12 protein-coding genes and 1 pseudogene are annotated in these 14,671 nt (G+C 71.9%); 5 read left to right on the top strand and 8 right to left on the bottom strand.

Features of this window, described 5'->3' with window-relative positions:
• Positions 1-146 precede the first annotated feature (146 nt).
• From tgmC to ACIBEC_RS13690, 5 genes and pseudogenes are all read right to left on the bottom strand, one after another.
• A complete protein-coding gene (gene tgmC / locus ACIBEC_RS13670) occupies positions 147-1,292 on the bottom strand; it encodes an ATP-grasp peptide maturase system methyltransferase (RefSeq protein ID WP_360499108.1) in 1,146 nt (381 codons plus the stop codon).
• 400 nt (positions 1,293-1,692) lie between these two features.
• Positions 1,693-2,046, bottom strand: a pseudogene (locus ACIBEC_RS13675) (MvdC/MvdD family ATP grasp protein); the annotation flags it as partial.
• Entirely contained in the window at positions 2,046-2,318 is a 273-nt protein-coding gene (gene tgmA, locus ACIBEC_RS13680) for a putative ATP-grasp-modified RiPP (protein ID WP_360499110.1), read from the bottom strand. The pseudogene ACIBEC_RS13675 and the gene tgmA, both read right to left, overlap by 1 nt.
• 129 nt (positions 2,319-2,447) lie before the next feature.
• Positions 2,448-3,002, bottom strand: coding sequence for a hypothetical protein (locus ACIBEC_RS13685; RefSeq protein WP_360499112.1), 555 nt, complete (start codon positions 3,000-3,002; stop codon positions 2,448-2,450).
• A 14-nt stretch (positions 3,003-3,016) separates the two neighbouring features.
• The gene (locus ACIBEC_RS13690; RefSeq protein ID WP_360499114.1) at positions 3,017-3,445 is read right to left on the bottom strand and encodes an ATP-binding protein; all 429 of its coding nucleotides are present in this window, start codon (positions 3,443-3,445) and stop codon (positions 3,017-3,019) included.
• 243 nt (positions 3,446-3,688) lie between these two features.
• Here ACIBEC_RS13690 and ACIBEC_RS13695 point away from each other — a divergent pair, with 243 nt between their 5' ends.
• Positions 3,689-4,978 (top strand): helix-turn-helix transcriptional regulator, encoded by a 1,290-nt coding sequence (locus ACIBEC_RS13695; protein WP_360499116.1) that lies wholly within the window; start codon positions 3,689-3,691, stop codon positions 4,976-4,978.
• A 14-nt stretch (positions 4,979-4,992) separates the two neighbouring features.
• Complete coding sequence (locus ACIBEC_RS13700; protein WP_360499118.1) at positions 4,993-5,538, top strand: NUDIX hydrolase; 546 nt, start codon at positions 4,993-4,995, stop codon at positions 5,536-5,538.
• 47 nt (positions 5,539-5,585) lie between these two features.
• On the opposite strand, the gene hrpB is transcribed toward ACIBEC_RS13700, so the two are convergent.
• Positions 5,586-8,099 carry an ATP-dependent helicase HrpB gene (hrpB, locus tag ACIBEC_RS13705; protein WP_360499120.1) on the bottom strand — a complete coding sequence of 838 codons (2,514 nt, stop codon included), beginning with the start codon at positions 8,097-8,099 and terminating at the stop codon, positions 5,586-5,588.
• Positions 8,100-8,107: 8 nt separating this feature from the next.
• Positions 8,108-9,019: a class I SAM-dependent methyltransferase gene (locus ACIBEC_RS13710; RefSeq protein WP_360499122.1), complete on the bottom strand. Its 912-nt coding sequence runs from the start codon at positions 9,017-9,019 to the stop codon at positions 8,108-8,110.
• A 414-nt stretch (positions 9,020-9,433) separates the two neighbouring features.
• Between ACIBEC_RS13710 and rpsA the strand changes: the two genes are divergently transcribed.
• Positions 9,434-10,924, top strand: coding sequence for a 30S ribosomal protein S1 (rpsA, locus tag ACIBEC_RS13715; RefSeq protein ID WP_360499124.1), 1,491 nt, complete (start codon positions 9,434-9,436; stop codon positions 10,922-10,924).
• 210 nt (positions 10,925-11,134) lie between these two features.
• The gene (locus tag ACIBEC_RS13720; RefSeq protein WP_360499126.1) at positions 11,135-13,420 is read left to right on the top strand and encodes an MMPL family transporter; all 2,286 of its coding nucleotides are present in this window, start codon (positions 11,135-11,137) and stop codon (positions 13,418-13,420) included.
• Here ACIBEC_RS13720 and ACIBEC_RS13725 read toward each other — a convergent pair.
• Positions 13,403-13,834, bottom strand: coding sequence for a MarR family transcriptional regulator (locus tag ACIBEC_RS13725; protein WP_360499128.1), 432 nt, complete (start codon positions 13,832-13,834; stop codon positions 13,403-13,405). The two genes, ACIBEC_RS13720 and ACIBEC_RS13725, sit on opposite strands and share 18 nt — an antisense overlap.
• 62 nt (positions 13,835-13,896) lie before the next feature.
• On the opposite strand from ACIBEC_RS13725, the gene ACIBEC_RS13730 reads away from it, so the two are divergent.
• Entirely contained in the window at positions 13,897-14,538 is a 642-nt protein-coding gene (locus ACIBEC_RS13730) for an MBL fold metallo-hydrolase (RefSeq protein ID WP_360499130.1), read from the top strand.
• Positions 14,539-14,671 lie beyond the last annotated feature (133 nt).

The raw sequence follows: 14,671 nt of genomic DNA on the forward strand, positions 1-14,671 counted from the left end.
GTGCGGGCCCCCCCCGCCCCCCCCCCCGCCGCCCCCCCCGCGGGGGGCGGGCGGGGGGGGGCGGGGGGGGGGGGGGTTGGGGGGGGGCCCCCCCCCCCCCCCGCGCCTGGCTGCCCGGGCGGCGGGCGGAAAGCTCTCCCCGCAGGTCAGACCGGTAGGTCCCAGCCTGGACCGTTCTCGCTGCCGAGCCAGATTCGTTGCCTTGCCGCCGAGACCGTGATGCCGAAGCCGTCCTGGTGCGGCTCGCCCGCGCTCTGCCACGCCTCGATGGCGGCTTCCACGTGGTCCCACAGCCGGAGCGGTCCGCGCTGGACCACGGTCCAGCCGCCTTCGGAGTCGGGCATGGTCCGGGCCTGCGATCCGGTGGCCACGTCCGCGAGGATCTGTTGCCCGCCGGCTCCCATCCGTTCGGCCGAGGGCGCCGCGAGCTGCGCAACCCAGCCTCCGGTCCACGTATCGAGCTTCGCGGGGTCGATCCGGCTCGCGCGCTCCTCCCCGGGGAGCAGGGCCAGGGTCGGGCGGGGTGGCCGGTCGTGGGGCCGGGCGATCATGAAGCTGGTGTAGCCGGGCAGGAACCGGCCCGTGGCCTCACCGGGGCCGGTCACCTCGAGCAGCGCCAGGGCGCTTGCGTAACTCCACCCGGACAGGGTGACCAGGATCCGGCCGCCCGACTTCACCTGGCGGAGCCAGGCCATCGGCAGGTACCGGACCGAGCATGTCGCGATCAGCCGGTCGAAGGCGCCGCCGTCGGGGTCCCCGCCGAGACCGTCGCCGACGATGAGGCGCGGGGCGTAGCCGGCGGCCTGAAGTGCGGCGGCGGCGCGTGCGGCCACCCGGGGGTCGTACTCGATGCTGGTGAGGTTCCGGTCCCCGAGGCGGTGGGCCCCGAGGGCGGTCGAGTAGCCGGTTCCGGTGCCGACTTCGAGCACCCGGTGTCCGGCATCCGCGCCGAGCTGCTGCCACATGTCCAGCACGAGCGAGGGCAGTGTGGAGGAGGACGAGGGCGCCGCCCCGGTCACCGGCTGGTCCCCGGCGTCCTCCGGGTGGGTGCGGCCGTCGAGTTGGGTGATGAGGGTCCGGTCGGTGTAGATCCCCTCCAGCCATCCGGGGGCGCCGTGGTGCAGGGCCCGGTAGCCGGTCGGGGTGCTGCCCTCGGTCGGGACGAAGTAGCTGCCGACGAACAGTTCGCGCGGCACGGCGGCGGCGGCTTCGGCCCACACGGGGCCGGTGAGCGTGCCGTTCGCGGTGAGCTGCTCGACCAGGGCGGCGCGCAGGGTGTCGGAGGTGGTCACTGGTCGTGGCCCCTTTCCAGTCGGTCGGCGATCGCGTGCGCGATCCGGTTGGTGATCTCGCACGGGTGCCGAAGAGCCGGTCCCCGACGGCGGTCACCCGGGTGTCGCACACCTTGGGAACCTTGGCCTGGAACAGGTGAGGGCACACCGTCACAGCCTCGGTGATCTCATCGCTGCGAACCTCGCGGACCCAGACGGCCCGGGCCTGCCCGCCGACCGAGTACGGGGCGTGCCATACGGGTTTGTACACCGTGCCGTCGGCGTGGCGGGCGGTGAACTCCCGTGCCTCGTGCTCGTCGTCGGTGATCAGCGTGTCGGGCACCCGGAATCCGCAGCGCTGGGCGGTGGCGAGCTGGGCGGGCTTGTACTCGGCCGCCCGGCTGTCCCAGGGGTGGTTCACGTAGTGCGCCCCGGGGAGGGAGGCGAGGATGCCGCCCGCGCCCCAGAACGCCTGCGAGGCGGCGAACCGGCGGTCCTGGCCGTCGAGGTCGGGCGGGCCTTCGTAGGGCGAGGGTCTGCGCACCCAGACCGAGCGAACGTCCGTGAGGTCCAGTTCACGGCTCGACGTGCGGAGGGTGCCCCGCTGGTCGCCCGTGCGGTACGTGGCGGTCAGCGCGGCACCCGCGTGCAGGTCGGTGCCGGGATCGAGACGGACCACCGGAACGCGGCGCTCGGCGAGCACCCGCAGTACCGCATCCGCCGTCACGTCAGAGGAGTTGGTCAGTACCAGCACCGACCCGGTTCGGCTGTCCATCAGCCGGAGCTCTGGTCCTGGTCGTAGGACTCGGTCACATCGCTGTCCGTGGCCCCGCCCGGCTTCGTCCCGTCAGCGGGGCTCGTGTGGGTGGGCGTGACACCGCTGGTGCTGGTGCCGTGGCTCCCCAACTCGACCGTTCGGCCGTGCTCGTCCACGATGACGGCGATCTGCGTCTCGGGGTCGATCACGGGCGTGGACGCCGGGAGCGTGGCGGTGGCTGCGTACGGCCGCATCCTGCGGATGCCCCACGGTGCGGGGGTCTGCGTCATGTGTCCTCCTTGTATCGGTATTCGGTCATTTCCGGCAACTCCGCTGCTGCGCAGAGTCGTTCATCGGCCCGCCGTGGGTGGGCGGGGGTGGTGGGGGAGTGGGAAGTCGATGGGGTCGACTTCCTGTGTTCAGAGGGTGGTGGTTTGGCTGTGACAGTGGGTGAGGGCGAGTTTGATGCGGGTGTCGGGGGTGGTGGTGAGGAGCAGTTCGCCGGCGGTGATGAGGGTGGTCCAGTAGGTGGTGGGGTCGCCGGTGCGGGGCATGGGGTGGGCGGCGGCGAGGGAGAGGTAGGCGGTGGTGAGGTTGCCGGTGGTGAACCAGCGGTCGAGGCCGTGCCGGTGGCCGGGGCGGATGCCGCCCATGGCGTCGATGGCGACCAGGAAGAGGTCGACGACGGCGAGGCTGGTGGCGTCGAGGGTGACGGGGACGTCGAAGACGCCGAGGGCTTCGAGGAGTTCGCCGGTGTCGGCCTCGGAGTTGGGGCGCGGGTTGGCGAGGAGGGAGTGGTAGCAGTCGTTGAGGCGGCGGGTGCTCTCGGCGAGGGGGATGTCGAGGGCGAGGCAGACCGCCCGGGCGGAGGGCAGGGGTTCGTTGCTGCGGCGGGCGAGGAGGGCGTAGGCCTCGGCGGGGCTGGTGCCCTGGGCGAGGGCGTGCCGGGCGAAGGTGACGAGGGGCGGGTGCATGGGCGGTGCTGCTTTCAGGCGGCGAGGAGGGCGGGGGAGGGAGCGACGAGCGCCCAGACGAACTTGCCGATGCCGCCCGAGCGCGGGCAGCAACCCCAGCGCTCGGCCAGCTCGTTGACGAGGAACAGGCCTCGGCCGTGCTCGTCCTCGGGGGCGGGGGAGTTTAGGGCGGGGCGTCCAGTGCCGGCGTCGTGGACCTCGATGCGCAGACGGCTGCCGACGAGGGCGAAGCGGACCTCGATGAGGCGGTCGGCGGGCGCGTCGCAGTGCTGGACGGCGTTGGCGAACAGCTCGCCGAGGAGGAGTTCGGCGACGTCGGAGTAGCGGTCGCCTGAAGGGAGGCCGGTGAGGTAGGCGCGCAGCAAGTACCGCGCGAGGGGCGTGGATTCGGTTCGCGAGTCGAGGCGCGCGACGAACATCGGGGGACGACGGACAGTGAGCATGGGGGAGCACCTCAAGAGAGCGGAGAGGGGCGTGCGAAAGGGGTGTGACAGGACGGCCAACTGGGATCGACTCGACGTCCTCGCCGCTGCACGGATACAGGCCTTGGGCTAGAAGCAAGCACTGCGAAACGGTCGCTGACGCATGGTCACAGGCAGAGCTTCGACTGTTATCAGGATCGCTACTAGGGTCACGGTGAGTACCCACTGTGGAGCCGTCGTCAAGTCACCAATGCCGATACCCTCATGGCACCATCGACCCGGGAGGCCCGTTTGTCCGCACCGGAACCGCTCCCCGCGCGACTGCTGACCGACCCGGCATTCGTGGCGGCATGCGCGAACAGGAAGCTCGGCCCCGTGTTCCGGGCTATCGCCAGGCGGGCAGGTATCGGACCGGCTCAGATCGCCCGACGCACCGGCCTCTCGACCAGTCGCGTCACGGAGATCATGAGCGGGCCTCGGGAAGTGTCCAGCATTGATGTGATCGAGCGGATTGCCGACGGCCTGCACCTCCCCGGGCGGATGCTCGGCCTGGCCGACCGGCCGTGGGAGGCGACGGCTGCTCCGACCGGCTACCAGCCGGCCGCCGTACCCGAGACCTGGGAAGTCCTTGACATGCTGTCCCGCTCCACCGCGTCCGACGCCGCCCTGACACACCTGGAAGCGGCTGTCGCCGACGTCGCCTACCGCTACCCGTCGACTGCGCCAGCTGAGTCCGTGCCGATCCTCCAGCGGCAACTGGCTGGCGTACACGAGATGCTTGCTCGTCCGCAGTCCCTCACCGCTCGGCGCCGCGGCGTACGGATACTGGCTGCTGTCGCCGGTCTGTTGGGGCTTGCCCACCACGACATCGGCGATCGCAGCCGCAGCGAAGCGCACTTCCACCTCGGTGCCGTCGCTGCAGGCGAAGGGGAGGCAGATGATCTCACCGCATGGCTCCTCACCATGCAGAGCATCGTCGAGTACACCGCTGGCCGTCGGGACACCGCTGCCGTCCTCCTTCGGCAGGCCGCCGCGTATGCCGAGACTGCGGCACCCCGGCGCCGTGCCTGGATCACTGCCAACTTCGCTCGCGTGCTTGCTGCAGGCGGCGACCGGGCCGTAGCGTTGGCCGCGCTCGACCAAGCCGCTCACCACCTCGACCTCGCGGAGGGCGACCCGATCGGCGGCCTGGACTTCTTCACCGCCCCACGGCTGGACGGTCTCGCCGGCGAGACGTACGCACATCTCGGTGAGCATGATGCTGCTGGCCGCCTACTTGAGACCGCCATCGGCCGCCGGGCAGCTGTCGATCTCAAGGGGAGGGCCGTCCTCACCCTCGACCTCGCCGAGGTGCGGCTCGCCCAAGGAGACTTCGAAGCGGCGTGCGTCACCGCACACTCCGCCCTGGACCTGGCAGGAGCCACCATCATCCAGCCGATTGTCCTGCGCGCCCGCGCACTCCAGGTCTCCCTGTCGCCGTGGTCGACCGAGAGGCCTGTACGGGAGCTCGCCGCACGCGTGAGAGAGTCGGGAGCGCAACTGGTGCGCGTGTAAGGGAGGGACTAGCCGTGGAATGGGAGGTGTTCGGGCGTCGGCAGGTGTACGGGAGCCCGTGGGTCGAGGTCTGGCTCGATGACGTCGACATCCCCGGTGTCGGCCGGATCGACCATCACGTCGTCCGCTATCCCCGCGCCTCGACTACCGCCGTCGTCACCAACGAGGTCGGCGAGTTCCTCCTCCTCTATCGGCACCGGTTCATCACTGGCCGCTGGGGCTGGGAGGTGCCGGCCGGATGGGCCGAGCCCGGTGAGGACCCGGCGGCGGCCATCGTCCGCGAGGTCGAGGAGGAGACCGGCTGGCGTCCTGGCCGGGTCGAGGTGTTGACCGAGTACGACGCCATGGCCGGCATCAGCGACGCCCATTTCCGCGCTTACCATGTCACCGACTGCACCCGGGTCGGCGAGCCCGAGGACGTGTCCGAGGCGAGCCGTGTGGAGTGGGTGCCGGAAAGCGAAGTGGTGAAGCTTCTGACGAACGGCAAGGTTGCTGACGGTCCGTCGCATGCTGCCCTGTCCTACTACCTCGGCCCGCATCGACTCGCTCGGCGTTCCTGACCGGCGAGGCCACGCCGGTAGATCGCTTTGGGTGTCGTGCTCTCCTGTCACTTCCGGGCGTTGAGGCGGCGGGTGGGTTCTGCTGTGGTCGGGTCCTCGGGCCAGGGGTGACGGGGGTAGCGGCCCCTGAGATCTGCGCGGACGGCGCGGTAGCCGTTCTGCCAGAAGCCCTCCAGGTCGCCGGTGATGGCGGCGGGGCGGCCGGCGGGGGAGAGCAACTGCACGGTCAGCGGCACGCGGCCGCCGGCCAGTGCCGGCGCGGCCTTCCAGCCGAAGAGTTCCTGCAACTTGACTGCCAGCACTGGGCGTTCGGTGCTGTAGTCGACCCGTATCTTCGACCCGCTGGGTACGGTGATGCGCTCGGGGGCCAACTCGTCGAGGCGGCCGGCCTGTCCGCTCGCCCAGGGGAGCAGGCGCTGGAGGGCCGATGTCGTATCAATGCGGGCGAGGTCGGTGCGGCGGCGGGCGCGGGAGAGTTCGGGCTCCAGCCACTCGTCGGCGTGTTCCAGCAGCGCCTCGTCGGAGACGTCCGGCCAGGGGTCTCCGATGGCGGAATGCAGGAAGGCGAGGCGTTCGCGGAGGCTGGGGGAGGGCCAGGTCAGCAGCTCGCTGACGCCCTCGCGGCTCAGGCCTTCGAGGATGGCGGCGCGGACGAGGGGCCGGTCGGGGCGGGCCAGCGGCTTCTCGGCGAGTTCGATGGCGCCGAGGGATTCCACCTGGCGGGAGACGACTTCACCTCGCCGGGTGTCCCAGTGGACTTCCTCGCGGGCGCTGATGAGGGCTGCTCCGGCGAGAACTGCGGTGTCCTCGTCCAGTGCCGCAGCGTGCAGGACCCGGGCGGAGTGCGCGCCGGCCGGGCGGTCGGCGACCGCGACGGCGAGCCAGGGCAGGGCGCCGAGTGCGGTGCCGGGGGCGAGTTCGGCAGCCGTGCCCGAGGCCATCAGGTACGGGCTGCGCTCGCCGGGGGCGGGTTTGTCGGCCCGGGCGCGGGCGATTCGTTCGGGGAAGGCGAGGGCGACGACGAGTCCGGCGGCGGTGGCGTCGGGCAACGGGGTGGCGGGTTCGTCGGAGGTGGCACGCTGCAAGCGGCGGACTTCGTCGCGCCAGCGCCCGGCATAGGGGTCGTTGCCCGAACGGACGGTGCGCCACACCGCGCCGAGGTCGTCCCCCAGCGCGCGCGGGGGTTCCTCGGAGAGCAGGGCGACGACCTCGGCTGCCCGGCGGGCGCCTACGGCGGGAGCGCCGTCGACGAGGGCGCGGCCCAGCCGGGGGTGCAGCCCGGTGCGGGCGAGGCGCACGCCGCGCTTCGTCGCCCGGCCGTCGGCGGAGACGGCCCCGAGGGCGAGCAGGGTCTGCCGGGCGGCGGCCATCGCCCCGGCCGGCGGCCGGTCGGGGAGGGCGAGGCCGGTGGCGTCCGGGTCGCCCCAGCAGGCGGCCTGGAGGGCGAACGAGGTGAGGTCGGCGAGGGCGATTTCCGCTGTGGGGTAGCGGGCGGCACGGGCGTCCTCGGCCTCGTGCCAGCAGCGGTAGACGGTGCCGGGGGCCTCACGCCCTGCTCGTCCGGCGCGTTGGCGGGCGGCGGCGAGCGAGGCGCGGACGGTGACCAGTGCGGCGAGGCCGCGGGCGTGGTCGGTGCGGGGTTCGCGGGCGAGACCGGCGTCGACGACGACGCGGACGCCCGGCACGGTGAGGGAGGATTCGGCGACGGCGGTGGCCAGCACCACCCGGCGTGTGGGGGACGGGGTGAGCGCGGCGTCCTGGACGGCTTGCGGGGCGCGTCCGTGCAGCTGCAGGACATCCGCCGGGAGACCGGCCAACTGCCCGGCTACCCGGGCGATTTCGCCGACGCCGGGCAGGAAGCAGAGCACGTCCCCGTCACGTTCGGCGAGGGCCCGCCGGACCGTGGCCGCGACGTGGTCGAGCAGCGCCGGGTCCACCCGGGTGCCGTGCGCGGGCCGGATGGCGCGCGGCGGGGGCGCCCAGACCACGTCCACCGGGTGGGAGACCCCGTGCGCCTCCACCACCGGGGCGCCGCCGAGCAGTTCGGCCCAGGCGGCGGTGTCGGAAGTGGCGGAGGCGCAGACCAGGCCGAGTTCGGGCCGCAGCGCCGCCCGGACGTCCAGCAGGAAGGCGAGCGCGGTGTCGGCATCCAGGTGCCGCTCGTGGCACTCGTCGAGGACGACGACGTCCACGCCGGGCAGTTCCTGGTCGCGTTGGAGCCGCTGGAGCAGCACGCCGGTGGTGACCACCTCGACCACGGTGTCCGGCCCGGCCCGGCGCTCGCCGCGCACGGTGTAGCCGACCCGGCCGCCGACGGACTCGCCGAGCAGCCAGGCCATCCGCCGGGCGGCGGCCCGGACGGCGAGCCGGCGCGGTTCGGCGACCAGCACCCGGCGCACCGGCCGGCCGTCGGTGAGCAGCCCGGCCAGGGCGAGCGGCACCAGGGTGGTCTTGCCGGTGCCGGGCGGCGCGGCGAGGACGGCGGTGCCGTGCCCGGCGAGGGCGTCGTGGAGCGCGGGCAGGGCGGTGCGGACGGGCAGGTCGTGCCAGGCCGGGTTCATGGCAGGGCTCAGCCCCGCTCGGTGACGAAGATCGCCGTGCCGGGGATGAGCCGCCCGCGCAGCGGGGACCAGCCGCCCCACTCCTGCTCCAGGCCGGCCGGCCACTCGGGCTCGACCAGGTCCACCAGCCGGAAGCCGGCGGCGACGAGTTCGCGGACCCGGTCGCCGAGGGTGCGGTGGTGCTCGACGTAGGTGGCGTGGCCCTGCTCGTCCTGTTCGACGTACGGGGTGCGGTCGAAGTAGGAGGACATCGCGGTGAGGCCCTCGACGCCCGGCTCGTCCGGGAAGGCCCAGCGGATCGGGTGGGTCACCGAGAACACCCAGCGCCCGCCGGGCCGCAGTACCCGGTGCACCTCGCGCATCAGGGCGGTGGTGTCGGCGCTGAACGGGACGGCGCCGTAGGCGGAGCAGGCGAGGTCGAACGAGCCGTCGGCGAAGGGCAGCACGGCGGCGTCGGCCTGGACGACGGGGACGGGCACGGCGCCGCGGCCGAGGTCGATCCGGCGGGAGTGCTGGAGCTGGCGGTAGGAGATGTCGAGGGCGACGGGGCGGGCGCCGTGGCCGGCCAGCCAGCGCGAGCACTGGGCGGCGCCGGCGCCGATCTCCAGCACGTCCTGGCCGGCGACGTCGCCGAGCAGGTGGGCGTCGGCCTCGTCCAGGCCCTCGGGGCACCAGGTGAAGCGGTCGTCGCCGAGGAACTCGCCGTGCTCGTCCTGGTACTCGTCGGCGTTGCGGTCCCACCAGTGCCGGCTGGCCCGGCTGCTCTCCCCGGTGCCGGCCTCGCGCCGCACCGCGTCGTCGTCGCCCTCGGTCCCGGTCCCGGTCCCGGTTCCGGCCTCGGTTTCGGGGGCGGTTTCGGCGGTCGAGTCAAGATCGTGAAGATCGGACTGGGGGGTGGTGGCCACGGTGACAATGCCCATCGCGTAGGGTATGGAGCGCGGAAGCGTCGCTGTCGCGAACCGGCCCCCGAAAGGGACCGGGTCCTGGCGGTGGCATCCGGGGAAAAGGCTCCTGCGGGCGCCACCGAGAGGTGCGCAATCGGAGGATATGGCCTGATCCGTACCAGGCTCCACCGTCTTGCCGTCCTTCGGCATTGACCGTGCCTGGCCGTCCCCGTATGCTACAAGTTGCGCTGCGGGCCTGCGCGCCTCGGACGGAGCAGGTCGCGCTCGCATCTGTCGAAGACCCCACGGTCGCAAGACGGACGCCGATTCTCGTTGTACGGGAGTTTGGTGTGCCGTTTTCCGGGCTGTCCGGCTTTCGGTGGGAGCGATACGGGCCCTCCGCGTGGCATTACCTACGACTTTCATGTCCGTACCGGAGCCCTTTTCCTAATGACGAGCCCCACCGACTCCTCCCTCAGCACCACCCCGCAGGTCGCGGTCAACGACATCGGCGACGCCGAGGCGTTCCTCGCCGCCATCGACGAGACCATCAAGTACTTCAACGATGGCGACATCGTCGAGGGCGTCATCGTGAAGGTCGACCGTGACGAGGTCCTCCTCGACATCGGTTACAAGACCGAGGGCGTCATCCCGTCCCGCGAGCTCTCGATCAAGCACGACGTTGACCCGCACGAGGTCGTCGCCGTCGGTGACAACATCGAGGCCCTGGTTCTCCAGAAGGAGGACAAGGAGGGTCGTCTCATCCTGTCCAAGAAGCGCGCTCAGTACGAGCGTGCCTGGGGCACGATCGAGAAGATCAAGGAAGAGGACGGCATCGTCACCGGTACCGTCATCGAGGTCGTCAAGGGTGGTCTCATCCTCGACATCGGCCTCCGTGGCTTCCTGCCGGCCTCGCTGGTCGAGATGCGCCGCGTCCGCGACCTCCAGCCCTACGTGGGCAAGGAGCTCGAGGCCAAGATCATCGAGCTGGACAAGAACCGCAACAACGTGGTCCTGTCCCGCCGTGCCTGGCTGGAGCAGACCCAGAGCGAGGTCCGCCAGACCTTCCTCACCACCCTGCAGAAGGGCCAGGTGCGCTCCGGCGTCGTCTCCTCGATCGTCAACTTCGGTGCCTTCGTGGACCTGGGTGGCGTCGACGGCCTGGTGCACGTCTCCGAGCTGTCCTGGAAGCACATCGACCACCCGTCCGAGGTTGTCGAGGTCGGCCAGGAGGTCACCGTCGAGGTTCTCGACGTTGACATGGACCGCGAGCGCGTCTCCCTGTCGCTGAAGGCGACCCAGGAGGACCCGTGGCAGCAGTTCGCCCGTACGCACCAGATCGGTCAGGTCGTCCCGGGTAAGGTCACCAAGCTGGTTCCGTTCGGTGCGTTCGTCCGCGTGGACGAGGGCATCGAGGGTCTGGTCCACATCTCCGAGCTGGCCGAGCGCCACGTGGAGATCCCGGAGCAGGTCGTCCAGGTCGGCGACGAGATCTTCGTCAAGGTCATCGACATCGACCTCGAGCGTCGCCGCATCAGCCTGTCGCTGAAGCAGGCCAACGAGGCGCTGGGTGCCAACCCGGCCGAGGTCGACTTCGACCCGACCCTGTACGGCATGGCCGCTTCGTACGACGACCAGGGCAACTACATCTACCCGGAGGGCTTCGACCCCGAGGCGAACGACTGGCTGCCCGGCTTCGAGAAGCAGCGTGAGGAGTGGGAGCGCCAGTACGCCGAGGCGCAGTCCCGCTTCGAGCAGCACCAGGCCCAGGTCATCAAGAGCCGCGAGGCCGACGCCCAGGCCGCCGAGGAGGGTGGCGACGCCGTCGCCGCTGCCGCCGGTGGTTCCTACTCGTCCAGCAGCGACGAGGGCTCGGGCGCCCTGGCCTCCGACGAGGCCCTGGCCGCCCTGCGCGAGAAGCTGGCCGGTGGCCAGAGCTGAGGCTCTCGCTTCCTGCTAGCCGATAGCTAGCAAATGGGCCCCACCCGGAATCTCCGGGTGGGGCCTATTTGGTTTTCCGCGGTGACTTATACGCCTCCGACTTATGTGTCTTTTATGTGAAGAGAAGTGTGAGATGAGGCTCATTGCCCGTCTATAGGTCGAAGTTCGGGTTGCACCTACATTGAGTGGAGCTGCCCGAAAGGCTCCTTCATGCGCAAACCCTCCTCCGCCCTCCCCGCCGCCGTCGTCGGCGGCCGGCTCGCCGCCCTCGGCCGGTTCTGCTTCCGTCACCGCCGCTGGGTGCTCGGCTTCTGGGCCGCCGTCCTGGTCGTCGGCGTCCTGATCGGCGGCCGGGTCTTCGAGGGCTCGGTGGCCGGGGCCTCCTCCTCCAGTGCCGAGGCCGACCGGGGCAGCGCGGTGGTCGCCGCGGCCGACCCGGTCAAGGGCACCGTCACCGCGGTGGTGGACGGCAAGCCGGTGGACGATCCGGCGGTCAAGGCCGCCGTCGAGAAGGCCACCGCCGAGATCGCCGCACTGCCCGGGGTCTCCGCCACGCTCGACGCGTACGGCACCGGGCCGGCGCCCGCCGCGCTGCGCTCCGCCGACGGGACGGCGAGCCTGGTCACCGTCCGGATGGCCGACACCTCCACCCCCGCTCAGAGCGACGCCGTCACCCAGCGGCTCGCCGCGCTGAACGGCGCCGGCGGCGCGCACGTGACCGTCGGCGGGGACCTGGTGCTGCAGCAGGAGGTCAAGCAGCAGACCGAAAAGGACACCCGCTTCGGCGAGATGGTGACGCTGCCGCTCACGCTGGTCGTCATGGTGCTGGTCTTCGGCGGGCTCGCGGCGGCCTCGCTGCCGGTGATCGGGGCGGTCGCCTCGGTGGGCGGCGCACTGCTGGCCATGTTCGGGTTCAGCCAGATCATGGACATCGACACCAGCGTCCTGCCGATCGCGACCGTACTGGGGCTCGGACTCTCGATCGACTACGCGCTGCTCATGGTGAATCGTTTCCGCGAAGAGCGCGGCCACGGCGCGGGCATCGCCGCCGCCGTCGAACGCACCGCGGCGACCGCCGGACGCACCGTGGCCTTCTCCGGGCTGACCGTGGCCGTCGCGCTGTCGGGCCTGTTCGTCTTCACCAGCCCGGTGCTCGGGGCGGTGGCCGCCGCCGGGGTGAGCGTGGTGGTGATCGCCGTCGCCGCCGCGCTGACCCTGATCCCCGCCCTGCTCGGCTTCGCCGGCGCGCGGATCAAGACGCCCACCACGCCCGTACCGGACGAAGGATTCTTCAGCCGGACCGTCCGCCGGGTACGCAAGCGGGCCGTACCGGTCGCGCTCGCCTGCGTCGCGCTGCTGATGGCGGCCGGGGCGCCCTTCCTCCACGCCGACATGCGCAACTCGGGCGCCGCCGTGCTGCCCGCCTCCTCGGCCGGGCGGCAGGTCGCCGAGACCGTCGACCAGCGTTTCCCGCAGGCCTCGGCCGCGCCGATCACCGTGGTGGTCCAGGGCGGCGCGGCGGTGGCACAGGCGTACGCGGACGAAGTGGTGGCCAAGCTGCCCGGGGTGAGCGGGGTGCGGGCGGTCAGCCCGGTCAGCGACGCGGTCTCCACGATCGACGTGCTGGTGCACGGGGACCCGCAGGGCGGGCAGGCCAAACACGTGGTCGAGGAGCTGCGGGCGGACCGGGGCGGACTGAAGACCTACGTCACCGGCGGCGCGGCCTCGGTGGTCGACTTCAAGGACGAGCTGATGTCGCGCGGGCCATGGGCGCTCGGGCTGGTCGCGGTGGGGACGCTGGTGCTGCTGTTCCTGATGACCGGCTCGGTGGTGATGCCGGTCAAGGCGCTGCTGATGAACCTGCTCTCGCTGGGCGCCTCGCTCGGCGCGCTCACCCTGGTGTTCCAGGACGGCTACTTCAGCGGGCTGCTCGGCTTCAGCCCGACCGGCGGGCTGGAGACCTTCATCCCGGTGCTGGTCTTCGCCTTCGCCTTCGGGCTGTCGATGGACTACGAGGTGTTCCTGCTCGCGCGGATCAAGGAACTACGGGACAAGGGCCACAGCTGTACCCGGTCGGTGGAGCTGGGCGTCCAGCGCAGCGGTCGGATCATCACCTCGGCGGCGCTGCTGATGGTGATCGTCTTCGCCGGGTTCGCACTCGGCGACATGCTGATGGTCAAGCAGATGGGCATCGCGCTGGCCGTCGCCGTCGCGGTCGACGCCACCCTGGTGCGCTGCCTGCTGGTGCCCGCCGCGATGAGCCTGTTCGGCGAGTTCAACTGGTGGGCGCCCGCCCCGCTGCGGCGACTGCACCGGCGCTTCGGGCTCAGCGAGCACGTCGAGCTGCCGGAGATCGAGCCGGCGGTGATCCCGGCCCCGCGGCCGGTGGGCGAGTCGGTGGCCGGGGAGTCGGCGGCCGGGAAGTCGGCGGCCGGGGACTCGGTGGACGGGGAGCCGGCGGCCGAGGACCTGGTGGGCTCAGCCCAGCCGGGCTAGCAGGCCGACCGCGGCGCGGAGCCGGTCCTGCTCGGCCGGGGTGAGGCGGGCCTCGATAGCGGTCGCGATGCGGTGTTCGCGGCGGGCTCGCTGGTCGAGGAGGGCGGTGCGGCCGGCCCCGGTGGCGGCGATGAGCTGCTTGCGGCCGTCGGTGGGGTGGGGCTGCTGGGTGACCAGTCCGGCCTCGATCATCAGGGCGACGGTGCGGGCCATCGACTGGTGGCGGACGCGCTGGAGGTCGGCGAGTTCGGCGACGGTGCAGGAGCGCTCGTCGCGCACCAGCAGGCCGAGCACCGCTGCCTGGTTCTGCGGCAGCTCGTCGCTGTCGCGCAGGGAGCGGACCACGCTGCCGAGGGCGGCGCGCAGGTCGGCGGCGAGTTCCAGGGTGTCCGGGTGCGGGGCTTCGCTGGGCATGGGAGAAGTCTACCCAAAATATCTACAGCATTACTGTACAGCTTTGCTGTAGAGTTTCGGGCATGCGAATCACCAAGTTCGGACACGCCTGCGTACGCATCGAACACGGCGACACCACCGTCGTCGTCGACCCCGGGGTGTTCACCGACCCCGCCGCACTGGCCGGGGCGGACGCCGTCCTGATCACCCACGAGCACATGGACCACTTCGAGGAGTCCCGGCTGCGCGCCGCGCTGGAGGCCGACCCGGCGCTGCGGGTGTGGACCAACAGCGCCGTCGCCGCCCAGCTGGACGGCGTCGCGCAGCGGGTCACCGCGGTCGGCGAGGGCGACGCCTTCGAGCTCGGCGGGCTCGGCGTCTCGGTGCACGGCGAGTGGCACGCGGTGATCCACCCGGACATCCCGCGGGTGCAGAACATCGGCTTCCTCTTCGACGGCCGGCTCTTCCACCCCGGCGACGCGTTCACCGTGCCGCCGCACACCGTGGACACCCTGCTGCTGCCGCTGGCGGCGCCGTGGAGCAAGGCCTCCGAGGTCGTCGACTACGTCCGGGAGGCGGGGCCGCGCCGGGCGGTGCCGGTCCACGAGGCGGTGCTCAGCCCGGCCGGGTTCGCCGTGCACAGCCGGCTGGTCGGACCGGACGGGCCGGGCACGGGCGCGGAGCTGGCCGTCCTCGGAGACGGGGAGAGCCTGGAGCTGGGCTGAGCCCGGAGCCGGGTTGCGTCTGCGGTCGGGTCGGGCCTGCGGTCGGGTTGAGCCCGGAGTCGGACTGAGCCCGCGGTCGGGTTGAGCCCGGAGCCGGGCTGACGGGCCCGGTGTGGCGCCGGTAGCCTGACGC

It is taken from the genome of Kitasatospora sp. NPDC051164 (assembly GCF_044455625.1).
Classification (GTDB): Bacteria; Actinomycetota; Actinomycetes; order Streptomycetales; family Streptomycetaceae; genus Kitasatospora.